This is a genomic window from Bradyrhizobium sp. 604_D8_N2_3, from assembly GCF_051810765.1.
In the GTDB taxonomy this organism is placed as follows: Bacteria; Pseudomonadota; Alphaproteobacteria; order Rhizobiales; family Xanthobacteraceae; genus Bradyrhizobium; species Bradyrhizobium barranii.
The window spans coordinates 1,624,204-1,648,149 of sequence record NZ_JBPWPM010000001.1; the positions used below are offsets into that span (position 1 = coordinate 1,624,204).

Sequence of the window (23,946 nt, forward strand, 5' to 3'; positions counted from 1 at the left end):
AAGCGTGGCCCCTGTCGTGAGGCGTATGAATGAGAAAGTCATTCTGGTCACGGGCGGAGCTCGAGGGATGGGTGCCGCTCATGCCCGCCTGCTGGTAGACGAGGGGGCAAGAGTGGTGATCACTGATCTTCTTCAGGAAGAAGGAGAGATCCTCGCGGCTCAACTTGGTACGTCGGCTCTATATGTGCGTCAGGACGTCACACAGCCGGAGGAGTGGTGCAACGCGATCGCGAGCGCGGAAAATAGCTTCGGCGCGCTGAACGGCCTGGTCAACAACGCGGGTATCTGCAGCTTTGCCCCGATCGAGCAGCTCTCGCTCGATCAGTGGAACAAAACCCTCGCAGTCAATCTTACTGGTGTGTTCCTCGGCATGCAGGCGGCTCTACCCGCGATGCGCCGCGCTGGCGGCGGTTCGATCGTGAACATCTCATCAGTCGAGGGGCTGCGTGGTAGTGCAGGGCTCAATGCCTATGTCGCCTCGAAGTTCGGGGTTCGGGGTCTGACGAAGTCCGCCGCCCTGGAGGCAGCGGCGTCTGGTGTCCGAGTGAACTCTGTTCATCCCGGCTTGGTCGCCACCCCGACCACCAGGAACTGTGATGGCTACTGTTTTCCTATTCCACTCGGGCGGGCCGCCCAGCCGCAAGAAGTGTCGGAAGCAGTGTTGTTCCTGCTCAGCGACCAGTCCTCCTATCTAACCGGCTCGGAAATCGTGGTTGATGGTGGTCTGACGATAGGTCTCCCGCACAAATGTCTTCCACCGGAAAGCATCTTTTGAGAAACATCGACTGCTTGTGTCATCCGTCAAAGCAGCTTCAAACTCTCGACCGATCCCTCCTTGCTCGCCGACTACGACATCCCGATAAGCATGGACGGCAGGAGCGCCCGGCACAGGCTTGTGGCGCAGCGGCAAATGCGCGGAATTATACGTGAGGGCCTATGACAAGATCAACAAGCGCGCAGCTCGATCGGCCGATATGTGTTTCGGCATGGAATAAGGGCTCTGACTCATATGTGGAACGGCCCGGGCCGCAAGATCTTTCTCTGGTTGAACAAGGGATGACGGTGCGGTCATATGTTCGGCCTGTAAAACGCGGCGCCTGGCCGCTGGCCACGATGATATCCGCGGAAGCAATCGCCCAATCAATTTCTCGCGCTCGAAGCGCAGTGAGTCAGGCGGTCTGATCGCTACCGGGAATGTCGTCATTCGGGATTCATCCAGATTTGCACCTTGCCTCCTCGGCAGCTTTCTTCTTCCGCCGGAGAGCTCTTAAGATTAGGTTTTCAGCATTGCAGCCGGCGCCTGATAGATGCCGCCTCTGACCAGCAAGGCCCAGATGGTGCGCGCCATCTTATTGGCGAGCGCCACGGATACGACCTTGACCGGCCGTCTTTGCAGCATGGTCCGAATCCAGAGCGGGACTTTCAAGCCTCGTTTAGCAAGCTTGATGATCGAGGTCGCACCAACGATCAAGAGCGTCCGTAGTTGCCGATTTCCACGCTTTGATATCGCGCCGAGCCTTTCTTTTCCGCCGCTCGACTGTGCCCTCGGTGTGAGCCCCGTCCAAGCCGCAAAATCTCGTGCAGTCGCAAAATTGCGAGCATCCAAAACCGATGTCCGAACGGTAGCGGCGAAGAGAGGACCGACACCCGGAATGCTCATCAGACGCCTTGCATCGGGGTCCTTTCTGACGTCAACCAAAATCTCTCTGTCGAGCTTCTCTATGCGGGTTGTAAGCAGCTCAATCTGTTCAGCGAATAGGATCAGGGCAAAGCGGGCGGCGCCGGGGATCCTATTGTCTTTTTCGTCCCGGAGAAGCACCAAGAGTTTTGCGATGCTTGCCATGCCTGTGCCAGCGATAATGCCCAATTCGGCCATATGAGCCCGCAGAGCATTTGCAGTCTGGCTGCGCTGCCTCATTAGCATCTCTCGCGTTCGCAAAATCATGCTGGCTGCTTGTTGTTCGGTCTTCACCGGTACGAACCGCATTGTCGGGCGGGTGACCGCCTCACAAATGGCTTCAGCATCGTACGCATACGACGAAGGCCGCCTGATTGACGGATGCGCGCGAGCGCGACGAGCTCTATGAAGGGCGTTGCGTGAAGATCAGGCAGCCTGCTGATCGGCGGGAGTGTCGCCTTGGCGGAGGAGCTTCCATTCCCAGGGCAGCAGTTCGTGCAGACGCGATACGGGAAGATCGGCGATACGGGCGACGATATCGGCGAGCGAGGCCTTGGGATCGATATCGTTAAGACGGCAGGTGGTGATCATCGTCAGCATGATGGCGGCGCGGTCGGCACCGCGCAGGCTGCCGGCGAAGGTCCAATTGCGCCTTCCCAGGGCGATTCCTCTTAATGCGCGCTCAGCACAATTGTTGGTCAAGCAGATCCTGCCATCGTCGAGGAAGCGGGCGAAGTCGTCCCAGCGCCTGAGCATGTAATTCATGGGCTTCAGGACCTCGGAGGAGCGCGAGAGGGATTCGCGCTCGAGGAGCAGCCAGGCATGCATGTCCTCGAGAAGCGGCTTGCTCTTTTCCTGGCGCACGGCGCACCGCTCGTCGGCGCCGCGGCCGTTGATGGCGCGCTCGATCTCGAACAAAGCGTCGAGGCGTCTGACCGCCTCCAACGCGATCGGCGAGACCGGTTTGCCCCTGTGGCCTTCCCGGGCGTTCTTCTCGATGTCGGCCAGCTCGAAGAAGCCCCGCCGCGCATGGGCGAAGCAAAACGCCGGCGTAATCGGCAGCACCTTCTTCTGCGGATCGAACAACGGCTCGAAGCCGTTGTAGCAATCGGCTTGCAGGATACCGGCGAAGGCGGCCAGATGCTTCTGTGGATGCTCGCCTCGACGGTCGCTCGAGGCGTAATAGACCGCAGCCGGGGGCGCTGGCCCGGCGAAGGGCCGGTCATCCCGCACATATGTCCAGATCCGACCGGTCTTGCACTTGCCCTTCGCCAGGACGCGGATGGTGGTGTCGTCGCCATGCAGGCGCTCGGCAGCAAGCACATGGCGTTCGATCAAGTGGAAGAGCGGCATCACGGCGAAGGTCCCATGGCCGACCTGGTCGGCCAGCGTCGACAATGGCAGGTCGATCCCCTCGGCCTTAAAGCGCGCACTCTGCCGATTGAGCGGGATGTGCATGCCGAACTTGTCGAACAGAATCGTCGCCAGCAATTGTGGGCCGATGAAGCCGCGCGGCGTCGCGTGGAACGGCGCCGGCGGCTGGCTGATCTTCTCGCAATCGCGGCAGGTGAACTTCTCGCGCACTGTCTCGATGACCTTGAACCGGCGCGGGAACTCCTCCAGCGTCTCGGTTACATCCTCGCCCAGCTTCGCAAGGCGCGCCCCACCGCAACAGGCGCAGGTCGTTGGCGCCTCAATGACGACTCGCTCGCGTTCGATGTCGTCCGGCCAGGGCTTGCGCACCGGCCGCTTGCGCGTGAAGGCGCGCACGCTCTGGGCTTTCGCCGCCGCGGCCCGCGCGGCAAGCTCATCCTCGCTCGCCGTGGTGGCGAGTTCTTCGAGCTCCAATTCCAACTGCTCGATCAGCCGCGCCGTGCGCTCGGAGCGCTGCCCGTACAATTCGCGTTTGAGTTTCTCGATCCGCAGTTCGAGATGCGCGATCAGCGCCGCGTTATCTGACAGCTCCGCTTGCGCGCTGGCAGCCATCGCCTCGGCTCGCAGCCGGGCCTCACGCTCGGCCTGCAGCGCCGCCAGGGCACTGACAAGATCCGATGGAAGGTCGTCCGGCTTCGATATCATGAAGCCATTGAATCAGATCAAGCAGCAGATTCAAACCCAAAACGGCTATCCGACCCGCGTCGGACGCTGGGTTTCTTGCGGGTTGCGCCAATCGATCCCGGACAACAGGTAACTCATCTGCGCCGGCGAGATCGTCACCGCATCGCCCGCAACCGAAGGCCAGATGAACCGCCCTCGCTCCAGTCTTTTGGTGAACAGGCATGCTCCCTGGCCATCGTGCCAGATCACCTTCACAAGATCGCTTCGGCGACCGCGGAAGACAAACAGATGACCGCTGAGCGGGTCCTTGCGCAGCACCTCCTGCACCTGGAGTGCCAGCGTCGGAAAGCCTCGCCGCATGTCCGTGTAGCCTGTCGCAAGCCACACGCGTGCGCCCGTCGGAACCGGGATCATCGGCGCACCAAAGCATCGAGAACGCGACGTAGTGCGTCGCCATCGACCCGGATGCAGTGCCCGCTACCAAGATCTATCTCGATGATGCCCAGTTCTCTTCCGTCGACGCGCCGCCGTCGTCGTCAGTGGCGCTTCGGCAACCGCCCGCGGCGGCACAGACGCCCCAATCTCGACCGGCACGAACGGCGCTATACTCGCTTCAGCGTGCTTGCAAAGCTCTTTGCGCCACCTGAACAGCTGGCTCACATGAAGGCCAGCCATGCGAGCCACCTCGGAAACGCAGGCTCCGGGCTCGAGCGATGCTGCAACAAGCCGTTCCTTCTCATCCTGTGACCACCGGCGCCGCCGCTCGACCGATGTGATCACCTCCGCCCTCGAAATCGTCATAGCGCTTCTCCTAGGATTACTCCTAGGACCTGCAGCGTTCGCGTCCGTCAAACAAGGCGGCCCTCAACGCAGGAATACTCAGCATCCGCCACGTCGGTCTTGTTACGTTTGACGTAAGGCTTCACGTAGGCTGGCGGCATCATGCGGACAGCGTGGCCCAGCGCCGCTATCTCGCGCGCCCAGTGATGGGCACTCGCACAGGCCTCCATACCTACCAAGCAAGCTGGAAGGCTCCGAAAGAAGGGTAGAACCTGCGATCGCCGCAATGTGCGACGAACCAAGACTGTCCCGTTTTCGGCGGTGCCGTGAACTTGAAAGATCGACTTGGCCAAATCCAAACCCACCGTGATAATTTTCTCCATGGAACGGTCCTTCCTTTGTGGCGCCTCTCTACGCGACCACGTTAGGCACTTTTGATGCCGGTTCGAAGGGCCGTTCCACACCATCACTTTTGATGCAGTTCGAGGGATGTCTGGCGTTTTGATTGGAGGAGAATCAGCGCCATGCAGCAAGCACTCCACCGCTCCAGTCTGGTGCCGCGTGGGTTTGTTGTAGAGAGTGCTTGCTACGAGGGTGATAAGGCCGTCATCACGGTTCGGGCGTCCGGAAGTTTCGGCGTGTGTCCATCGTGCGGAACGGCTTCCCGCCGTGTCCACAGCCGCTATCGGCGCCGTGTGACTGATCTGCCGCTTTCGGGGCGGATCGTAGAGCTCTCGGTGATTGCCCGCCGCTTCCGTTGCGACGCCGTCCTGTGCGGGCGCCATATCTTCACTGAGCGTTTCTCCGACGGGATATTGGCTCCATCAGCGCGACGCACGGCGAGGCTGGACTCTATCGTCCATCACCTAGGTCTGGCGCTTGGCGGCCGACCGGCGGCAGGCTTCGCAAAACGGCTGATGTTACCGGTGAGCAAGGACACGCTTCTGCGCGTGGTCCGACGCCGTCACCGTCCGCCGGCTGAGCCGCTCAAGGTTATTGGCATCGATGACTGGGCCTGGCGTCGCAATCACCGATACGCCAGCATCGTCTGCAACCTGGAAAGGCGCCGGGTAGTCACCCTGCTGCCGGATCGTGAGCCCGCGACCGCCCGAGCCTGGCTCGCTGCGCATCCCACGATCGCAATCGTCGCCCGCGATCGTGGCGGCGGATATGGCGAAGCGGCAGCCAAAGCCTTGCCGCACGCGGTGCAGGTCGCCGACCGCTGGCATCTGATGGAGAACGCCAGTCGGGCCTTTCTTGACGCCGTCCGCAAATCGATGCGCCAGATTCGCACCGTCATCGGTGCAACCGCGATCGATCCCGCGCTGCTCACAGCCGCCGAGCGCCTCCAGTATGAAGGCTACCTGCGCCGCGAGGAGACCAATGCGGCCATCCTGGCTCTGTCGAAGAGCGGCATACCCATCAAGCAGATCGTGCGCCAGACTGGCCATAGCAGGAAGCTGGTACGGCAGGTGATCCGCGGCGAACGCACCGATGTTTTTCGGACCCGGCAAAGTTCGTTGGATCTGCATTTGCCATGGCTCGATAATCAATGGGTGTCCGGCTGTCGAAACGGGGCTGAACTCTGGCGCCGCCTAGCAGCGCGCGGCTTCCGCGGCTCGCTCCGCGTCGTCAGCGAGTGGGCGACCCGCAGACGACAGGCCGATAAGGCCGATGCACAGAACCTGCAACGGATTCCCTCAGCCAGAACAATCGCTCGCTTCATGACCATCGGGCGGGACCTGCTCACGAAAGCGGAGACCGTCACGGTCGCGGCGATCGAAGCTGGCGTGCCAACTCTGGTCGAGGCACGCGAGATCATCGCCGAATTCCACCTGATGATCCGGCGCAAGACCGAGGCGGGCTTCATCCCATGGATCGAGCGCGCTCGCGCCAGCCTTGTCGCCTCGTTCGCCAGTGGCGTCGCGAAGGATGAGAATGCGGTACGGGCGGCAATCACTTCACCTTGGTCGAACGGACAGACCGAAGGTCAGATTACGCGCCTCAAGCTCGTGAGAAGGCAGATGTACGGTCGCGGGAAAATCGATCTCCTTCAGGCCAGGCTAATCGGTGCAGAATAGCCGGCGCTGCACCAAACTTGCGTCAGAGCCCCAGTCGAAAGCCGATTGACAGTTACGGCTCCCTTTATCCGAACGAGGCCGTAGCATGCGCCGCGGATCGCGCTACCTTCTGGGCCGTCGGATCACTGGCAAATGAGCGCAGCGTCGACATATCGATACCAATTCCGGGCGCGATCGGCGGGAGGGCGCAGCCACATTCCGTCGCCGCCACGCTCGCGTGGCTCACGCCGGTCGTTCCCGGCGCAAGGCTTACAAGGCTGTGCGCATGGAAATTCTGGACCCGGTCGACATCGGTAGCTTGGGTGTCGCCGCCCACGGAAATCAGCCCAACGGAAACCAAATCAATCGGGGAACGGTATGCACGCGTTGTTGGAGCGGCGATCGCGCCGCGGTGGTGACCACCAATACGACTCTTTCATCGAGAGTTCAACGCGAGCCTGACGCGAGCGAAACAATCGACGATGCCGTTCTCTTCGGTTTTGCTGTAACTATTGCGATGCTAGGAGAAATCGCTCTCTATGACGAGCTGCGCACTCGCGTGCGTCCACAAGCGCCACGAGAACGCGCTCGCTGATCGCGTTGGCGTGAGGCTCGCGTCGCCGGACGGGGGACGATTGTCTGCAAGTCGGACACGCACTCCATCACCGTCGCGCAGGAGAAGTTGAGCCAACCGACGAATCAGATACCGAAGGTGGGCTGGGTGCCGCTTCTTCGTTTCCGCCGCCGATATGAACGTATTGCAAGTTGTGATCAAAGAATAATTTTAGGAGTGGAGATGGAACATAATATTGCAGACATGACCCTCGATGAGGTCGTATCTCACCTCATCGCGGGAGAGATTCTGCACGTTGCCAGCGGAGAGACATTTTTCCCGCCGTTGAGTGATAGCCGCGCTGTTCTCGCGTTCTACAATCAAGACCGTCGAGCGTACTGGAATCCGGATAAAGACACTGCCATTCAGGATGGGGAGGTGGATTGCGTCCTCGCCGCGCTTGACAATGTACCTAAAGCCTTGTCCGCACCGGCTAAGGCGCCGGTCCAATTTCAGAAATGGCAACTCACCAAGATCGAGGCGCATCGATTCCGGGGGCTGCATCGTCATTGCGCCGAGGGAGGTTCAGACCCCAAGCCGTTCGAGCTTGAGCTCGCGGCACCGGCCACACTGTTTCGGGGGTTCAACGGGGCGGGCAAGACCTCGCTGGTCAGCGCCGTTTGCTGGTGCCTGACCGGGTATGGATACCGTTCGTCAGCAATGACTTTGGCTTCATCCCGACCATCGAGGCGTTCGTCTCCGCGCACAATACCACCACGCTGTTGCTCCAGGTGCGCACTGCGTTTGTCACGCCCACGGGCTCAGGTGCAAACCGATGCGATTGCCCCCGAAGCGGCCCCACTGAGCGAAACCTGCGGGCCAAAACGTCAGCGCCTCACCTTTGGCTGCGATTCTTTTTCTGCTTTAGCATTGGCGCCGGGGTCGATATCGGGATGCGATCATCGGGCGATGCCGATGCCATTGGAGTATCCTTAGACCGTTCGCGTCCGACTTCGCGGCGCGGCCAGACAAAATCGTCGGCGCGGCCGGCCGGTGCCGACAAGGGCTCACCTTTGACCAAGACACGCGCTGCTAGCGCATCCATTTCCACCGGCGCCCCTGGACTGCCGAGCAATTGATCGGCGCCGATAGAGGGGGCCACCAAGGGAAGGATCGGTCCGGCGAGCGGGCGCAGGTCCGGTTGACCCGGCAGCGCATTGACGTCGGGTGTTGCCGGTTCCGTCGGCAGCGCGATCGGCGCGGAACGAGTAGCCAACAACCGGTTGATTTCGCGTGCGACATAATGCGCAAGCTTGCGGGCGCCGGGCTTGGTGAAATACACGCCATCGGAGGAGCGCAGCTGACGGATCTGGCCTTCGAAGTCGGGACCGCGCTGCATAAAATGGCCGGCTTCATCGACAAAGCCGTCCCAGACATCGACATAAGTTATGCCGGCCTTGCCGGCCGCCTCGCGATAGAGCGAATCCAGAAACAGGGTGTCGGCTGTTGCCTTAGGGCCACGTACCACCGGCAGGCCAACCCACAGCACCGGCACCCCCTTAGATTTGAGCACGCCGATCATCTGTTCGATCTTGTTTTTGTAGAGCTCGATCCAGCGTTTCTCGCGATACTCATAGAGGCCGTTCGGCGAGCGCGTGCTACTCTCCGGTTCGATCGCCGGCGCGTCGGCGGCGTCATTTGGCGACAATTCCGTATCGACCAGTCTGCCATCCGGCTTCGCGTCGGCGTTCGTACCGCCCTCCGGTTTGGCTCTGGCATCCTTCTTGTCTACCTTTTTGTCCGACGGCTTGATATCGGATTTCTCAGCCGGCGGCTCGAGGATCCCGACTCGGTCATCGAGTCCGAGCATGACAACGATGGCGTCCGCTTTTTCGGTGGCGAGAATGCCTTTGGCAGCGGCGGCCCAATCGGCCGGATTGCCCTTCGGCTGATATTTGATAAGGCCTGAGACGGTCTTATGTCTGCGGATCACGCCCATGTCAGGCTGTTCGGCATAGGCGTCTTCAAGACCATAGGCGAGCCAGTCCGCCATGGCATCACCGAGCACAAGAACATGGCGCTCCGGTACAGCATCGCGCTTTCCGGCCGCGGGCGCCCTCGAAAAATCCTCCCGCGCGGGGGGTAAGGTTTGCCGCCGATTCCAACGAGGCTGGGGAGCAGACGGCTCAAACGTGTCGTTACCAAACCAGCCGCCGCCGAACCCGCCACCGCGTTGCGGCTGCTGCCGCTGCTGATATCCGCCGAAATTGAAGAACTGCGCCGATGTCGGGCCGACAACGCCGACCACCATCCCCAGAGCGATGGTTAGCGCAATCAGGGGACCTCTGTCGGTAAAGATGCGCAGTTTTCTTAGTTTGTTTGACATGCTCTTGAACCGCACAAGACGAAGAACTGCCGCGACAGAGACTAGCACGAAGGCTGCATGACGAGTCTCAGATCACCGTGAAGCGCTCAAATGCCCAGGTCCGCTTCGGATCCGAATGAAGGACAGCAAAGCTGTTTCATCGAAATGGCTGATGGTATGCTTTCACGACCGCATGCCCGCCCTCATCCGCCGGCGTCGCTGTGCGATCCGCACCGCGAGACGTAGCTGATTTATTTTGGCGACGTCCACGTTGGCGCGATCGGCCGCCGCGCAGGCGTGCCCACGTCGTCACCGCAATGGGGGCGCGGGTCTTGCGGCGGCTTCTATCCGGCATCGGCCAATGCCCCTGCCGACGCAGAGGTCCCGACGGGATTGCGCGACCACCTCGCCGCAGAAGCAGAACGCCATTCTTGACAGCCACATTCGTGTTGCTCAACGGGTCGCGGCCGTATGACGCAGACTTTGAAGATCCCTCCCGGCGGGAACCCCGTTCATTTCCGCCAGTTTTCAATTGTGCGTGCTCGCTGGAAACAGGATTGAATTGGAAAAGGCCATTCTACGCGCACCGGGCGCATTCGACATGTATGTCCGTAAGAGAGCTCGTGGTTTCTGAGGCTACGCCCCGGGCAGAAGAACGCGCCTCTGCAATTCTGCGGGAGTATCACCAAGCTGAGGCGGAATTGATCGGCAAGGCTGTAGTGCTTACGGACGGTAAGGCGGGCACCGTCGAGCAACTTTATTTTGGACGAAGAGCACGGTTTGCGGCTCTCCGTCGCAGGCCATCCTGGGAAGTGGCCGGTCTCAACGATCAAGCTGGTGCAGCAGTAGCTCGCGGCGCAGTCCAACCGACCGCCAACCGTCGGGGATGTCCCGATCGGTGTTGAACTACGTCGGGCCGACGTTGCCGGAATGAATGTTACGCGGCCCTCGAGACGTGGGCAATGGGCTTGATCGTCATGCGATCGAGGTGAGCTTGAAGGGCTGCACGCAGAACCGACAATTGCTTATGCGCCTTCAATGGTCGAAAGCCCTTGTTGGCCTCGATCATGCCGGCCGCGACCCATCGCAAGGCCATACCGGCATCCCGCCAGCGTTTGACGTTGCGCGTGACGCGGCGAATGGTGCCCATCATATTCTCGGCGATGTTGGTACAGGCGAGCGATCGATGAAGCTCCTTCGGCAGCTTCAACCGGACGACAGTCAGGATTTCGTCGAGGCCTTCGAGGATGCTGGCCGCGACGCCGGGCCATTGCTGGTCGAGGCGACGCGCGAGATTGCGGATCAATTTTTCAGCCTTGTCGGCGTCATCGAGCTCCCAGGCCTGGCGCAGCACCCGACGGGTGGCCGCATGATGTTCTTTCGGCAGGCGTTCCATGATGTTGCGCGCCTTGTGGATCTGGCAGCGCTGGATCGCAGCGGCCGAACCGAAGGTGCGGCGGATCGCCTTCGACAACGCTTTCGCGCCGTCGGCGATGAACAGTCTTGGTACCGTCGGGTCGAGCCCGCGCGAGACCAGGTTGTCCAGCAGGGCCTGAACCGTTGCGGCATTCTCGGTCGCCCCTTCCACCAGCGCCAGCGGATGCTTGTTGCCTTCGCCGTCAACCCCGATCGCGGCGACCAGCACGAGATCGTCGCCGAGATGCAGCCCGTCGATTTGGACCACCAGAAGGTCGAGCGCGGACAGGTCGGCAGCCATGAAGTCGGCCAGCCGCGCCGCCGACAGCGCTACGAACCTCCGCGAGGCCGCCGACTTCGAAACCCCCGATCCGGGCGGTGCCGGCACGTCACCCTCGGGCAGCCGGACAGCACGGCCGAACCGGCGCGTCGACACGTTGATCAGCATCAGGTTCATCGCCCAGCGACCGAGCCAGTCCTCCTGCGCCGCCGTTTCCCAGCTCGGAATCGTGACCTCGCGGCCGTCCACGCCCCGAACCCGCGGGCGATCGACCTCGATCTTGCCGCCGTGGAAGCCGATCCGTCCCCGCGTTCGGCCCCAACGGTGCGCCCGCCGCGCCGCGTCGCGACCGTGGCGCGGCCCGCAGGCCGCCGTGACATCCGCCTCCATCATCGTGCCGAGCGCCTCGATCCCTGCCGCAAGGCAGAACCGATCGAAGCTCGCCCGCACCTCTGCAAACGCTTCGTCCACAGCCCCAGTCGCCGGCGGACCAGCCGGTGTGATATCTCTCGTCATGGCGTTGCTCTCCTTTGTGGAATCAGCACCCCGAGCCTACCGGCTCAAGGTGGGCAACGCCGACCTCTTCAGAAATTCAACAGAACCCGGGACATCCCCCGGCGAGGTGGACGGCAGCCAAGAAGTTTCTGGCAAGTTTGTCGTAGCGAGTAGCGACGCGCCTGAAATCCTTGAGCCGGCAGAAGCAGCGCTCGATAACATTGCGTCCTTTATAGGCGCGTTTGCTGAAGCTGTGGAGGGTCACCCTGTTGGACTTGTTCGGAATGACGGGTTTCGCGCCGCGATTGACGATTTCGGCGCGAAAGCCATCGCCATCGCAGCCGTTGTCTCCAATGAGGGAAGACATGGGCGGCGCGAGCTTCAAAAGGGCCGGCCCTGCGGCAATATCTGCGGCTTGTCCCGGAGTGAGACGAAATGCGCAAGGTTTGCAATCAGGGTCGCTCAGCGCGCGGATTTTCGTGGTTCGCCCGCCGCGCGAGCGGCCGATCGCCTGTTCATGCTCCCCCCTTTTCCGCCGCCCGCCGACCGATGTGCTTTGATCGAGGTGGAGTCGATCGACAAAGTCAGGCCGTCGTTGCCGCAGCGGGCGAGCGCTTCAAAGATCGCCTGCCAATGTCCGCGCTTAGCCCAGCGATTGAACCCATTGTAGATCGTCGTGTAAGGGCCATAGTCGGGCGGGCAATCGCGCCAGCTCCGCGTGCCGGCGATGGCCCCGCCGCGTGCCGGAACCGGCAACGGCGCTGGCGAACAGCCGGGCCCCCAGCACAGCGTCGGTGACGTCATCGGGCAACGGCCAGGTCAGCCCCGCCGCCTCGAACCGACGGATCGTCAACCGCACCGTTGAAGGCGCCGTTCCCACCCGCCGCGCAATCTCGCGGGTCAGCATCCCGGCCGACTTCAATCTGATCACATCGCGCACATGGCGCATCGCAAGCCTCTCCGTCGGCATCCAGGTCCCCCCTTCGCAAAGCCGAAAGGCGGGACCGTATCGGAGCCAGAAGAGGCCTCGTCACCCCCGGGCGACATCATCCCGGAATAGTGGGCGAGATCATTCCGGAATGGTGGGCGACATCGAGCGGAATCAGCACGCGATCAAGGTCACCGAGGCGAAGACCGCTTTTCAGCGCGCGTGCGGTGCGCCGATATTTGCGAGGTTCTCTCATTTCTCACCTGGACCGCAGGCCATGCACTGGTGGCCGATAGCATGCAGCGGGGCAGGGTCTTCCTCGTCATGCGGCCCACCTCTTCACCCCCACCGGCGGTCTCGGCTACAACACGGCGATCGAGGATGCGGTGAATCTCGGCTGGAAGCTTGCAAGTGTCCTCAACGCTGTTGAGCTATCGCCGAAAGTTGGTGACGGCGGGAATCGGGAAGGCGGCATATCGTGGGGGTGCTTGACGCCTCCACTTCTCCACCAAAGGAGCGATATGCCGTGCCCAACGATAACGTCACCAGACTGATTCAGCCAGGATTCTTCGACGATCAACTCACCGAAATCTTACGCAATGGAGCCCGTGCGCTGCTTGCCAAGGCGGTCGAGGCCGAGGTCGCGGACTTCCTCGACAAGCATGCCGATTTAAAGACCCAGGACGGTCAGCAGCGCGTCGTCCGCCACGGTCACCTGCCGGAACGCGAGGTGATGACCGGTATCGGTCCGGTCACCGTCCGCCAGCCGCGTGCGCGCGACCGCACGGCCGCCGCCGGCGATCCCGGCCGCATCCGGTTCTCACCGTCGATCCTGCCGCCCTACATGCGCCGGTCGAAGTCGATCGAGACGCTGCTGCCGATCCTTTATCTGAAGGGTATCTCGACCGGCGATTTCTCCGAGGCGCTGGCGGCGCTGATCGGCAAGGATGCTGCCGGGTTGTCGGCATCCGCCATCGGCCGCCTGAAGGACGGCTGGTTCGACGAGCACGCCGCGTGGCAGAAGCGCGATCTGTCGGCGAAACGCTACGTCTACATCTGGGCCGACGGCATCCATCTCGAAGCCCGCCTCGAGGACGAAAAGCAGTGCATCCTGGTGCTGATCGGCGCGACGCCGGAAGGCCGCAAGGAACTGGTCGGCTTCACCGATGGCGCCCGCGAGAGCGCGCACGACTGGCGTGATCTGCTGCTCGACCTGAAGCGGCGCGGGCTCGACGTGCCCCCGCGGCTCGTCATCGCCGATGGCGCACTCGGGTTCTGGAAGGCGGCCGGCGAGGTCTGGCCGAAAACGCGCGAGCAGCGCTGCTGGGTGCACAAGACCGCCAACGTGCTCGCCAAGTTACCGAAGAGCCAGCAGCCGAAAGCCAAACGCGCGTTGCAGGAGATCTGGATGGCCGAAACCAAGGCCGCCGCCGAACTGGCGTTCGAGGCATTCATCGAGAGCTACGCGTTGAAATACGACAAGGCGGCCGACTGCCTGGCCAAGGATCGGGATACGCTGCTGGCATTCTACGACTTCCCGGCCGAGCATTGGAAACACTTACGGACCACCAACCCCATTGAAAGCACCTTCGCCACCGTGCGCCATCGCACGATCCGATCGAAGGGCTGTCTGTCCAACAGGACTGCGCTCGCGATGGTCTTCAAACTGATCGAGGGCGCCCAAAAAGGCTGGCGCCGTCTCGACGGTCATAACCAGTTGCCAAAACTCGTTCTCGGTGTGACATTCAACAACGGGATCGAGGTCATCGCAAAGCCGACCGACCGTCAGCCCACAACCGCCGCCGCCTGACCGGCCCCGGCCGTCACCAAAATTTGGCGATAGCTCCCCATACGGCGGGACGGGGCAATCTTAGACGCGACCGCAGCCGCCATGGCCCAATAGAAACCGTGAACGACAGCGCCCACCGTGCGTGCCAACAGTAGCCCTTCGAAACTGTGAGAAATCATCGCCGCAACATTGGTTGCGGAAAGAATAAGCATAAAGGCGATGAGTAACGGCTTGCGAGGAAACTTCTGAAGCAGAACAGGCGACAACAGAGCGCTCGCAGCACCGATCCAGCCATAGAGGCTCACGATGAGCCCGACCGCTGCCTGATCGCGTCCTAGGTCGCGAGCAATCTGAGACAACAGCCCGATAGGTGCTAACTCTGCCGAGACACTATCAAACGAGGCGATGCCAGCACGATGACGGCGAGCCAGATGCGGAGCGAAGAATCTGTACCGTCGCTCGTCATTATCGGACCCCAGAGTGAGAAGATTCCGGCCGTCTCATGTTGTCGATGATTAGCCGGTACTTGTTATTCATGAACGCGGTCCTGAGGCTATTGTCTGCCACGGTCAGTTGCTCGTCCGCGGTCAAGCCCATTGCCTCCGTCGATCGGACAACGAGTGTCGTCCAAGCACTCCGGAAATATGCCGGGTCGTCGGAGTCGACCTTGAAGTAGAGGCCAGCATGCAGAGCCGAGAAGATTGTGCTCTTCGAGCGGAGGAAACACCTTCAGTTCGACTTTGAGAGTGGGCACACCGCAAGGGCAATGCCCTTCTCGGGCAAGGCGTCGCATCAGCCGCGGATCAGCCTCACATTGAACGCCATGATCTATGCGGCCGACGTCTAGCCTGCCGATCGCCGCAGCCACATAGTCTGACGGGCCTTCTTCGCCAGCATGCGCCGTCGTCTTCCATCCGAGCGTGTGGGCCTGTGCAAAAACTACGGCAAAAGGCGAAGGAGGATATCCGTTTTCCGGTCCACCAAGCCCAGGCGTCAATATCCTGGCGTGCCAGGGCCGCGCCATCTCGACAGCGGCGAAAGTGTCAATCGGTATTGGACTGGGACCCCCGATTGGGTCCAAAGGGGGCTCTGACGCAATTTTGATGCAGCACTGGCCATGTGGTGCCGAGCAGCCGAGCCTGCAGCAAGTCGAGCTTGGCGTGTCGTACATTTTGCGCTTGACTAGTTTGAGCTTGGTGATCGGGCCCTCTGTCTTTCGGTTGGACCAAAACGTTGTGATCGCTGCGCTGACGGCGGCCTTGTCCTTAATGACGCCGCTGGCGAAAGACATGAGGCTTGCGCATGCTCGTTCCAACCATGGTCCAAGCTCTCCGTGAGCCTTGTTGCGGATCATCGCATGGAAAGCGCCTATGATCTCTCGAGCTTCCGCCAGGAGAGGAGCGCCTTGCTCAATCGCCGCAATGGTGACGGTTTCTGACTTTGATTGAGTATCGCCGCCATTGGTCATCTGGCGGGCGATCGTTTCTGTACTGTCTCCGCGAGACTCTCGGGTAGGAGAGTGATCTGTCGTCGCCGCTCGAGGTCGTGGATGATTGCTCCGTACCGCTGATTGCGGCGCCATGCCCAATCCTCGATGCCGATAACGCTCGGCGCAGCAAAGGGCTGATACCCGCGCCTCCTAACCACCCGAAGCATTGTGTCGTTGCTCACGGGCAGCATAAGTCGTCGTCCGTGAAGAATTCGGAAGCGATTGATCTGTCGCAGTGATTTGACGCGAGCAAGTATTCGATTTTGCAAGAAAGCCGTGGGTAGGTCCTGGTTTTCTTGCGTTTTTGGATTCCGGATTGGGCGGCTTCGTGATTCCTTTGACGGCGAGATTCGCTGTTGGGGAGAACCCATGAGCCATCCGCGCGACGATCGTCAGGACGATCTGTTTCGTCCATCTCTGGAGAAGATCATCAACCTTCGCCATCCGTTGGTGCGTCTGGCGGCGGAGATCGATTGGGACTTCCTGGCGAGACGCTTCAGTTCGGTCTGTCGCCTCGGGCCGGGGCAGCCACCGTTGCCGACACGATTGGTAGCCGGACTATTCATCCTCAAGCACATGCACAATCTCTCTGACGAGGCGCTGTGCGACAGGTGGGGTCGAGAACCCGTATTTTCAGTATTTCTGCGGCGAGGTGTTGTTCCGGCACGACATGCCATTCGATCGCTCGTCGCTGACCCGCTGGCGCCAGCGGCTGGGTGAGGAGCAGATCGCCGCGCTGTTGCAAGAAAGCCTCTCGGTGGCGCATCGAACTGGGGCAATCGAGACCAAAGATCTCGAGCGGGTCGTTGTGGATACCACCTTACAGGAGAAGGCGATCGCGCATCCGAGCGATGCGCGGCTCATGCACCGGGCGATCGAGAAGCTGGTCGGTTTGGCCAAACGCGAGAGCGTCGAACTGCGCCAAAGCTATCTGCGCGTGGCCAGGCGCGCCGCCATCATGGTGGGACGCTACACGCATGCCCACCAGTTCAAGCGTGCCCGGCGAGAGCTCAAATTCCTGCGCACCCGGCTTGGCCGCATCATCCGTGACATCAGACGCAAGATCGAGGGCGACCCTGCGCTTGAGGATCGCTTTGGTCCGCTGCTCGATCTCGCCCACCGGGTTCGCCATCAAGAGCAGCGTCAGCGCGGTCCCAAGGTCTACTCGTTGCACGCCCCCGAGGTGGAGTGCATCGGCAAAGGCAAGGCCCGGGCACCTTACGAATTTGGCTGCAAAGTCTCGATTGCCACGCCTGCCACCGCGCCCAAAGGCGGGCAGTTCGTACTGCATGCCAAGGCCCTGCACGGCAATCCCTATGACGGCCACACGCTCGGTCCCGTCATCGCCGACCTCGAAAAGCTCACTGGTGTTGCAGCGCGCCGCATCCACGGCGACAAGGGCTACCGCGGCCACAACTATCCCGACCGGTTCAAGGTCTGGATCAGCGGCCAGGTTCGCCGTGTCACCAAAGCCATCCGCCGCGAGATGCGGCGTCGCGCCGCCGTCGAGCCTGTGATCGGCCATCTCAAGGACGACCACCGAATGCGCCGTAACCATCTCAAGGGTCGCGACGGCGACCGCACCAACGCCGTGCTCGCCGCCGCCGGCTACAACTTCAGCCTGCTCCGCCGCTGGCTCACCGAACTTTTATGCGGCCTGTTATGGATACTCTGTCGCCACCTATCGCAACCACACCTTGCGTAAAACGGTGCTCAGGGACGTTCTTCACGAACGACTAAGTCCACGGGCAAAACGCGCCGCCGGGCGGCCTCCCAAGGCAAGGCCAGGGTGATGGACGATCAGATCGAGCCAGCTCGTTCGCCGCGCCCACCGTGCCAGAGCGCGGTCATCGAAGCGCTCGGTGAAAATACGCAGGCTGCACAGAATGGTAACGCAGCCGAAGCGGCGCGCCACGACCACTAGGCGAACCTGCCTCCCGCCAGCGGCAGATCGGTTAGGGCGCTGATATTGGCTATGTATTCGCCTAGAACTGGTCCCGCAGTCGGAACCGAAACTCGTGCCCCTCGTGGGGGAGGTACGGTGACGGTTGTGCGCCACTCCAGCCGCGAGGTACCAGAGCCGATGGATGTAGGGCTCGTTGCATCATATAGTTTCCTTCGTGAAACCAACGCGAGCCGGCGCTTGAACTTCATGAAAAGTGAATTCAGAGCCCGATTGGACGCCGGATTACCCCGAATACGGCCTTGTTCCATGCCGAAACACGAGCGCTCTCCCTTAGACGCAAGCCACTGAATGTACTCAGCCATCTGGTTGGAGATTGCTACGACAATGCTCTCGGCGAAACCATCAACGGTCTCTACAAGGCCGAGGTGATCCACCGGGGCGCACCATGGCGCAGCTCCGAGGCCGTCGAGCTGCATCGCTTGTACGTGTGGACTTGTCCTCCTGGCGTGGGTTAGCCATGTCGTTTTCCATTACTGCAGGTTGATGACTTACTACCACTAGTCGCCCGTTTCCGAGTGCTTCTGGTCACGCATACGTCTGAAAAAGCGGCTCTACTCATAGCGAAGTCCTGCGCAGAACGAACCTACCATTTCTGGTAAGAGCTCGGCCTGCCTTGCCGCTCGCACACTAGAAAATCGATTCCATGAAACCTGCGATGCTGGAGTCGGCTGAATGGGTGGAACGGACGGGCAGTTGGTGGATTCCTCGTTTGCGGTCGGCGAAACGAGGAGCTGTATTATGGCTGGAGGGCGGCGAGCGGTCCAGTTGGCGATGGCCGACGAAGAGATCGCAGCATTGGCGGCTCTTTCGCGGTCGAGAACTGAACTAGCGAACCGGGTCTCGCGGGCGCAGATGCTGCTGGCGTATCGCGAGAATCCGTCGTTTTGCGCAGTAGGTCAAAGACTTGGAGTCCATCATCAGACGGTGCAGCGCTGTGTCGAGCGAGCGCTGGCGATGGCCCGCTGGCCGCCCTTGACGATCGCCCCCGCCCCGGCAAGGAACCAACCATCACGCCTGAGGCCAAAGCCTGGTTGGTGTCGTTGGCGTGTGACAAGGCGAAGGACCACGGCTATCCACATGAGTTGTGGACGACGCGGCTGTTGGCGCGCCATGCGCGCGAACACGGGCCGGCTGCAGGGCATGCATGCTTGACCAATTTGGTCCTTGTGCAAGACCCTCGGCAAGGAGGAAATCAAGCCGCACAAGGTGCGCTACTATCTTGAAAATCGCCATGCTGAGTTCGAACGGAAGATGGCCGAGGTCCTGTGCGTCGTGAAGTCGCAGTCCTGAAAAAAGCCCCTGCCAAGTCGAAGAGACGGGGAAAGCCGGTGGCGATCGTGTCGTGCGACGAAAAGCCGGAATCCAGGCCATCGCAACGACGGCGCCGGATTTGCCGCCCGAACCCGGCATCCACGCCGGCTTTGCGCGCGACCACGAGTACAAGCGGCACGGCAGGCTCAGCCTATTGGCCGGGATTGATCTGCTCACCGGCAGAGTTCACGCTCTCGTCAGAGACCGTCACCGCAGCCGCGAGTTCATAGAACTCCTCAGACTTCTCGATGCCGCTTATCCGAGGAGCACCCGATCAAATTGATCCTCGACAATCATTCCACGCACATCTCGAGAGAAACCAAAGCCTGGTTCGCTACCCGACCAAGCGGGCGCTTCGAGTTCACCTTCACGCCCAAGCACGGCTCGTGGCTCAACCTCATCGAGGGCTTCTTCTCCAAGTTCGCTCGTTCGGTCCTGCGCCACATCCGGGTCGCATCAAAACATGAGCTCAAGGAGCGCATCATGGCCGGTATCGACGATGTCAATCGCCACCCCGTCATCCACACATGGTCTTATAATGTCAATCGCCCTTTAATTGCGGTTTGTTGTCAAGTTTACATTTCTGAACTCGCCCACGGCACGGTGGTAGTGCTCGCGCCGTCGGAGCTGGTCCGGGTTGCGGAGACGGCGCGGGCGCGGCTGATACGTGCTTAGCCGGCTAGGCATTGGATCGCCGGGGCTGGTTGATGTCTTCGCTGGGGTCATGGTCCTTTCCGAGGTCGCGCAGCGCCTCATGATGATGTCCGGGTCGGGCGCCTCAACGTTTGCAGCGGAGTGCGGTCGAGGCGCCAGCAGCCGATTGACCGAGGTCGCCACAACACCGTCCCAGCGGGACATCGCCAGTCCGGCAGACCGGACCAGGAATTTTACAAGATCTGATCAGGCTTCCTTCGCCTGGTCCCAATCGAACGATGTGCCGTCGCCCCAGATACAGTGAAGAACAGGCGATTTTGCGCGCGATGGCGACCTTTGCCTTTCGCATGCCATTTCGCTTGGCGAGCTTCATGCCCCAAGCCTTGAGAGAGGACAATTTCTTCGTTCGATAAAGCAGGACGGTCGCCGCCTCGTACAGGTAAGTTCGGAGAAGACGGTCGCCCCATCGTAATATCTTGCCATTGATGTCAGTTTCGCCAGACTGGTTGCGTCGAGGCGTAAGACCCAGATAGGCGCCGACGCTTGATGCCGATCGGAAGCGCGATGGGTCGTCGATCGTATGGCGGAAGGTCAAGGCGGTCACCACGCCGACACCAGGAACCGTCATCAGGCGGCGCGTCGTCTCATCCGACTTCGCCAACTGGCGGACTTCGTTATCGAACTTGCTTTGCGAGACATCCAGCCCAACATATTGCTTCATAGCCCACTCCGATTTGCGAGATTGCGGGAAGGCTTGAAGATAGCGGACCTTTCAAGCCGCGGGCGCCGACCGCAATTACGTCATCGTTTGCAAATTTGACCCGTCGTATTGCCGCATCAGCGAATGTTACCCTGATAGCTCAATTGCCGATGACGATCCGATGTCGACTGATCGGCCGCGCCAAGTGGCTTTCCCGGCTTGCTCGACGAGAGGGGCTGTGGGCGGCTCGGGCCCTACATAGCCCGAGCCGTCCACAACCCCGGGCAATGGGGCAGCGGTCGTGGCGGCGCCGAGCGGCTCCTCCGCGACCAATTGCTCGGCCGTCTTCCGTCTAAGCGTCCTGAGCAGCCGCTGCACGATCGAATGCTGTCTCGTTCCGAACTCCTCGGGGTATTTCTCGCTCAGCCGGCCGACGATGGCGAGTGCAGTTAACTGCGGCTGCTAGACGAGCCAACCCTCGATCGCAGCAATATGCGGGTCGAGCTTGGACGGCATGCGAACCCTCTTATAGGGCCGACGGGTGCGCCGGTGCGTGGCACGCGGCTCGGCGACCGTCGCCGTCTTGCCGAGCGTCTTCGCGAACGTCGCTGCGGTCGCCGGCGCGGTGCTCGTGCAAGCGGGTTGCAGGCCACGCCTGTCCGGCACGACGATCGACGCGATTGCCGAGTTCGTCCTGGGTCGCGCGAATCTCGGCCAACAGCCCGACCGGATCGAGCGAGCGATACTGATCGCGCAGCCCTTTCTTCACGGCCGCGGTCACCTTGGGATGCGCCAATGCGCGCTCATAGGGCGTCGACGGGGGATGATAGCGCTTGATCACTTTAGCCCCTTCGCGGCGCTTCTCCTTCAGCTTGAACGACGGCTGGAAGAAGTTGACGTAGAGCCATGCCTCCGCATAGAGGCGGCCCATCACGCGCGCCGTCTCGACGCCAACGAAGCGGCCATAGCCCATGAGGCGGCGGACGACCGCACCATTCTTCTGCTCGACGAACGCCTGATCGTTCTTCTTGTACGCGCGCGAGCGTGTGACCTCGAGCTTCTGTTCGCGGCACCATGGCACGACGACATCGTTCATGAAGGCGCTGTCGTTGTCGAAGTCCACGCCGCGCAAGAGCCAGGGGAACAGGCTCTGGGCGCGGTTGATCGCCTCGACGACCAGCGAACCCTCCCGCGTCAGCAACGGCAGGCACTCCGTCCAGCCCGTGGCGACATCGGCCATCGTCAGGGTCTGGATGAACGAGCCGGCCACCGACGTGCCGCCATGCGCGACCAATCAACCTCGCAGAAGCCGGGTACCGGGCTGTTCCAGTCATTGAACGTGCGGATCGGGACTTCGCGCCGGATTGCCGAATAGAATCCGGCACGGCGCCGCCTGCCGCCGCTCGCCGTAATCTTCACATCGACGAGCAAGCGGTCGATGGTTGCGGCGCTGATCGCCAGAACAGGATCACGGTCGGCCTCACCAAGCTGGAATCGGCCATGTTGCTCGTGCGCCGGCAGCAAGGTCGGGATCATCACCTTGAGCCGCTTACCGCATACCCGATCCGACGCCTCCCACAGCGCCGTCATCGCGTCCTTGATCGTCGCGCCATATCTGCGCTTGCGCTCTCCGGGCGCCTCCATCTTCTCCGGTCCAACCGTTGCGCTCCGCCGAAGCGCGCGCACCGCATGCTTGCGATGCCAGCCCGTCTTCGCGCACAACTCGTCGAGGATCCGCCCCTTCTCACCTCGTTTGGCCGACCGGTAACGCTCCGTAACCGCAGACACCACCTCGCGCCGGGCGCCCATGCTGATCTTTCCCGCCATAGACGCCACCGAACCAATTCGATGGCACCGACCCAATCGTCGGCGAGAAGTTGTCCAGTAATATTCTGGATGAGGCAATGCGGGTCAGTTCAGCGTCTCCCAGGACACTCGGGGAGCCGAAGCATGCGAAGCGTCTACGAATTCCGCTCAATTCGCCTTTCGCAACATCGGCGTGAGCAGCGGCGAGCAACCGTGCTGTATCTTTCCAATAATCTTGAACCCGTGACGTTGGTAAAAGGGAATGTTTTTAGGATTCGAGCTTACGAGGTGGGCAGCGATGCCCTGCTCATCACATCGTTGAAGAGCGTATCTCATCAGCAATGTACCGAGCCCTCGTCCGACCCAGCTCGGATCGACAGCGATGAGGGGCAAAAACCAATGTGCCTCGGAGGGATGATGTTCGGCGATTCCCTGGCGCAGATGTGCCATATGTTCACTGATTTCCGGGCGCAGTGACCGCGCCATGATTGCGTCCAGCGCATCCTCATCCTGATGGATGCGCGGAGGTAGCCACAGGGCGGCCGCCCGACTTTCTCCCGCGACGTATGCTGTGCCATGCTCGAATGCTCGCCCGCCACAGGCCTTGATGAACTGAGTCATACTGCTAACGTATTGCCCGGGGTCCGGCCAAGTCCAACGCATCAACGGATCGGCGGCAAAGCCGAGGACGATTGTCCAGACGATTCTTGCTCGCATGCTTGCGTTCGCTGAGGTGACGCCCGGCTCAGCTGTCATGATGGCGCTTTCGAGCGCAGAGCTGTGAATTTAGAGCGCAGCACCGATACCTCTGGACGTGAGCTGAATGGATGTACCCTCGAGGACTCATCGGCGGATGAGCATTTGCAAAGTGATCTTGTTTCGCTGGATGTCGCGAGTTGCATTCGCTCGAGCAGTCTACGCACGGCAGGATAGTTAGCAACCTGCCAGGCCAGGTAGGTGCTTTGGCATTCCTTCTAAACAATGTCCCCGCCCTAAGGATTACCCGCAGCCAACTTCAATACTGGCTAGCCGACTAAACGCCAAGCTCGCCGTCGCCATCCGCTGGACGTCCTCACGCTGGCAGGGTGTGACGCGCTTTGTCGATGATGGCCGCATCGAGCTCGACAACAACATCATCGAACGTTCGATCCGTCTGATCACGCACAGCCGGAAATGCGCTGTTCGTGAACGGAGCTTCGTTACGGCGCGCTCGCTTGGCTTCGCCGTGCAGCATCGCGTTGGCGTCGCCTTCGTTCCCGCATGCGTCGAACCGGCCCTATCGAAGGCATCGGCGGCAGAGTCGCGGCTGGCGCCGGCTCCTCGGCCGCGAGGACCTCAGGCAGCTCTCTTGCTTGTTGAGCGGGTGCGGGCCGAGCCTCCTTGATCTCGAGAACCGCGCGTCCCTTATCAGTGACACGCCAGCCGCCGTTCATCCGCTCAATGAGTCCTTGGGAGAAGATATCCAAGTCGGGCACGCGGACTGCCAATCGCTTCGTCCTTTCGGTCCAGTCCGGTCCGCTCGTGGCCAGAATCGCCATATCTCGCTTGAGGTCCGCCATGGCGGCGACCCGTCTGGATAGCTGACCAGCACCTTGAGAACCGTCACCTGGAAGTTCAC

General features: G+C 61.3%; 17 protein-coding genes and 12 pseudogenes. 11 read left to right on the forward strand and 18 right to left on the reverse strand.

All coding sequences use genetic code 11. The features are described from left to right. The first annotated feature begins 16 nt into the window (after positions 1–16). Positions 17–775: a glucose 1-dehydrogenase gene (locus AB7245_RS07525; protein ID WP_439034105.1), complete on the forward strand. Its 759-nt coding sequence runs from the start codon at positions 17–19 to the stop codon at positions 773–775. A gap of 498 nt (positions 776–1,273) precedes the next feature. On the opposite strand, the pseudogene AB7245_RS07530 reads toward AB7245_RS07525, so the two are convergent. The 5 genes and pseudogenes from AB7245_RS07530 to AB7245_RS07550 all read right to left on the reverse strand — a co-directional run. Continuing rightward, a pseudogene (locus AB7245_RS07530) lies at positions 1,274–2,053 on the reverse strand (IS110 family transposase); the annotation flags it as partial. 51 nt (positions 2,054–2,104) lie between these two features. Then, positions 2,105–3,757, reverse strand: coding sequence for an IS66 family transposase (tnpC, locus tag AB7245_RS07535; RefSeq protein ID WP_439034106.1), 1,653 nt, complete (start codon positions 3,755–3,757; stop codon positions 2,105–2,107). A gap of 45 nt (positions 3,758–3,802) precedes the next feature. Next, a complete protein-coding gene (gene tnpB, locus AB7245_RS07540) occupies positions 3,803–4,150 on the reverse strand; it encodes an IS66 family insertion sequence element accessory protein TnpB (RefSeq protein WP_439034107.1) in 348 nt (115 codons plus the stop codon). 63 nt (positions 4,151–4,213) lie between these two features. Beyond that, complete coding sequence (gene tnpA / locus AB7245_RS07545; RefSeq protein WP_439034108.1) at positions 4,214–4,537, reverse strand: IS66-like element accessory protein TnpA; 324 nt, start codon at positions 4,535–4,537, stop codon at positions 4,214–4,216. Positions 4,538–4,605: 68 nt separating this feature from the next. Continuing rightward, a pseudogene (locus AB7245_RS07550) lies at positions 4,606–4,899 on the reverse strand (IS110 family transposase); the annotation flags it as partial. A 141-nt stretch (positions 4,900–5,040) separates the two neighbouring features. On the opposite strand from AB7245_RS07550, the gene AB7245_RS07555 reads away from it, so the two are divergent. The 3 genes from AB7245_RS07555 to AB7245_RS07565 all read left to right on the forward strand — a co-directional run bounded on the left by AB7245_RS07555 (position 5,041) and on the right by AB7245_RS07565 (position 8,125). After that, a complete protein-coding gene (locus AB7245_RS07555) occupies positions 5,041–6,597 on the forward strand; it encodes an ISL3 family transposase (RefSeq protein ID WP_439034109.1) in 1,557 nt (518 codons plus the stop codon). Between the two features lie 265 nt (positions 6,598–6,862). Next, complete coding sequence (locus AB7245_RS07560) at positions 6,863–7,171, forward strand: hypothetical protein (RefSeq protein ID WP_439034110.1); 309 nt, start codon at positions 6,863–6,865, stop codon at positions 7,169–7,171. Positions 7,172–7,393: 222 nt separating this feature from the next. Further along, entirely contained in the window at positions 7,394–8,125 is a 732-nt protein-coding gene (locus AB7245_RS07565; protein WP_439035717.1) for an ATP-binding protein, read from the forward strand. Here the strand turns inward: AB7245_RS07565 and AB7245_RS07570 are convergent. Next, positions 8,025–9,515 carry an SGNH/GDSL hydrolase family protein gene (locus AB7245_RS07570; protein ID WP_439034111.1) on the reverse strand — a complete coding sequence of 497 codons (1,491 nt, stop codon included), beginning with the start codon at positions 9,513–9,515 and terminating at the stop codon, positions 8,025–8,027. The genes AB7245_RS07565 and AB7245_RS07570 overlap by 101 nt on opposite strands. Before the next feature lie 584 nt (positions 9,516–10,099). On the opposite strand from AB7245_RS07570, the pseudogene AB7245_RS07575 reads away from it, so the two are divergent. Beyond that, positions 10,100–10,343: pseudogene (locus AB7245_RS07575) on the forward strand (PRC-barrel domain-containing protein). A gap of 88 nt (positions 10,344–10,431) precedes the next feature. On the opposite strand, the gene AB7245_RS07580 reads toward AB7245_RS07575, so the two are convergent. The 3 genes and pseudogenes from AB7245_RS07580 to AB7245_RS07590 form a co-directional block, all read right to left on the reverse strand. Beyond that, positions 10,432–11,706: an IS256 family transposase gene (locus tag AB7245_RS07580; protein WP_439034112.1), complete on the reverse strand. Its 1,275-nt coding sequence runs from the start codon at positions 11,704–11,706 to the stop codon at positions 10,432–10,434. 76 nt (positions 11,707–11,782) lie between these two features. Then, positions 11,783–12,396, reverse strand: a pseudogene (locus AB7245_RS07585) (IS5 family transposase); the annotation flags it as partial. Further along, complete coding sequence (locus tag AB7245_RS07590) at positions 12,329–12,655, reverse strand: helix-turn-helix domain-containing protein (RefSeq protein WP_439034113.1); 327 nt, start codon at positions 12,653–12,655, stop codon at positions 12,329–12,331. The pseudogene AB7245_RS07585 and the gene AB7245_RS07590, both read right to left, overlap by 68 nt. A gap of 142 nt (positions 12,656–12,797) precedes the next feature. Here AB7245_RS07590 and AB7245_RS07595 point away from each other — a divergent pair. Next, positions 12,798–13,041, forward strand: a pseudogene (locus tag AB7245_RS07595) (FAD-dependent monooxygenase); the annotation flags it as partial. A gap of 98 nt (positions 13,042–13,139) precedes the next feature. Further along, the gene (locus AB7245_RS07600; RefSeq protein ID WP_439034083.1) at positions 13,140–14,423 is read left to right on the forward strand and encodes an IS256 family transposase; all 1,284 of its coding nucleotides are present in this window, start codon (positions 13,140–13,142) and stop codon (positions 14,421–14,423) included. On the opposite strand, the gene AB7245_RS07605 is transcribed toward AB7245_RS07600, so the two are convergent. The 4 genes and pseudogenes from AB7245_RS07605 to AB7245_RS07620 form a co-directional block, all read right to left on the reverse strand. Continuing rightward, entirely contained in the window at positions 14,399–14,761 is a 363-nt protein-coding gene (locus tag AB7245_RS07605) for an MFS transporter (RefSeq protein WP_439034114.1), read from the reverse strand. The two genes, AB7245_RS07600 and AB7245_RS07605, sit on opposite strands and share 25 nt — an antisense overlap. A 194-nt stretch (positions 14,762–14,955) precedes the next feature. Then, positions 14,956–15,426 (reverse strand): hypothetical protein, encoded by a 471-nt coding sequence (locus AB7245_RS07610; protein WP_439034115.1) that lies wholly within the window; start codon positions 15,424–15,426, stop codon positions 14,956–14,958. Positions 15,427–15,520: 94 nt separating this feature from the next. Next, a pseudogene (locus AB7245_RS07615) lies at positions 15,521–15,885 on the reverse strand (ISL3 family transposase); the annotation flags it as partial. 26 nt (positions 15,886–15,911) lie between these two features. Further along, positions 15,912–16,091, reverse strand: a pseudogene (locus AB7245_RS07620) (ISL3 family transposase); the annotation flags it as partial. Between the two features lie 169 nt (positions 16,092–16,260). Between AB7245_RS07620 and AB7245_RS07625 the strand changes: the two are divergent. The 3 genes and pseudogenes from AB7245_RS07625 to AB7245_RS07635 all read left to right on the forward strand — a co-directional run. Next, a pseudogene (locus AB7245_RS07625) lies at positions 16,261–17,596 on the forward strand (IS5 family transposase). Positions 17,597–18,741: 1,145 nt separating this feature from the next. Continuing rightward, the gene (locus AB7245_RS07630; RefSeq protein WP_439034116.1) at positions 18,742–19,080 is read left to right on the forward strand and encodes a helix-turn-helix domain-containing protein; all 339 of its coding nucleotides are present in this window, start codon (positions 18,742–18,744) and stop codon (positions 19,078–19,080) included. 358 nt (positions 19,081–19,438) lie between these two features. Beyond that, positions 19,439–19,843 (forward strand): annotated as a pseudogene (locus tag AB7245_RS07635) (transposase); the annotation flags it as partial. 225 nt (positions 19,844–20,068) lie between these two features. Here AB7245_RS07635 and AB7245_RS07640 read toward each other — a convergent pair. From AB7245_RS07640 to AB7245_RS07655, 4 genes and pseudogenes are all read right to left on the reverse strand, one after another. Beyond that, a pseudogene (locus tag AB7245_RS07640) lies at positions 20,069–20,465 on the reverse strand (transposase); the annotation flags it as partial. A gap of 583 nt (positions 20,466–21,048) precedes the next feature. Continuing rightward, positions 21,049–21,816 carry an integrase catalytic domain-containing protein gene (locus AB7245_RS07645; RefSeq protein ID WP_439034117.1) on the reverse strand — a complete coding sequence of 256 codons (768 nt, stop codon included), beginning with the start codon at positions 21,814–21,816 and terminating at the stop codon, positions 21,049–21,051. Further along, positions 21,765–22,349 carry a hypothetical protein gene (locus AB7245_RS07650; RefSeq protein WP_439034118.1) on the reverse strand — a complete coding sequence of 195 codons (585 nt, stop codon included), beginning with the start codon at positions 22,347–22,349 and terminating at the stop codon, positions 21,765–21,767. The genes AB7245_RS07645 and AB7245_RS07650 overlap by 52 nt, the downstream gene beginning before the upstream one ends. A gap of 147 nt (positions 22,350–22,496) precedes the next feature. Continuing rightward, positions 22,497–23,084, reverse strand: coding sequence for a GNAT family N-acetyltransferase (locus AB7245_RS07655; protein ID WP_439034119.1), 588 nt, complete (start codon positions 23,082–23,084; stop codon positions 22,497–22,499). 286 nt (positions 23,085–23,370) lie between these two features. On the opposite strand from AB7245_RS07655, the pseudogene AB7245_RS07660 reads away from it, so the two are divergent. Next, positions 23,371–23,511, forward strand: a pseudogene (locus AB7245_RS07660) (IS66 family transposase); the annotation flags it as partial. 16 nt (positions 23,512–23,527) lie between these two features. Here the strand turns inward: AB7245_RS07660 and AB7245_RS07665 are convergent. Then, a pseudogene (locus tag AB7245_RS07665) lies at positions 23,528–23,946 on the reverse strand (hypothetical protein).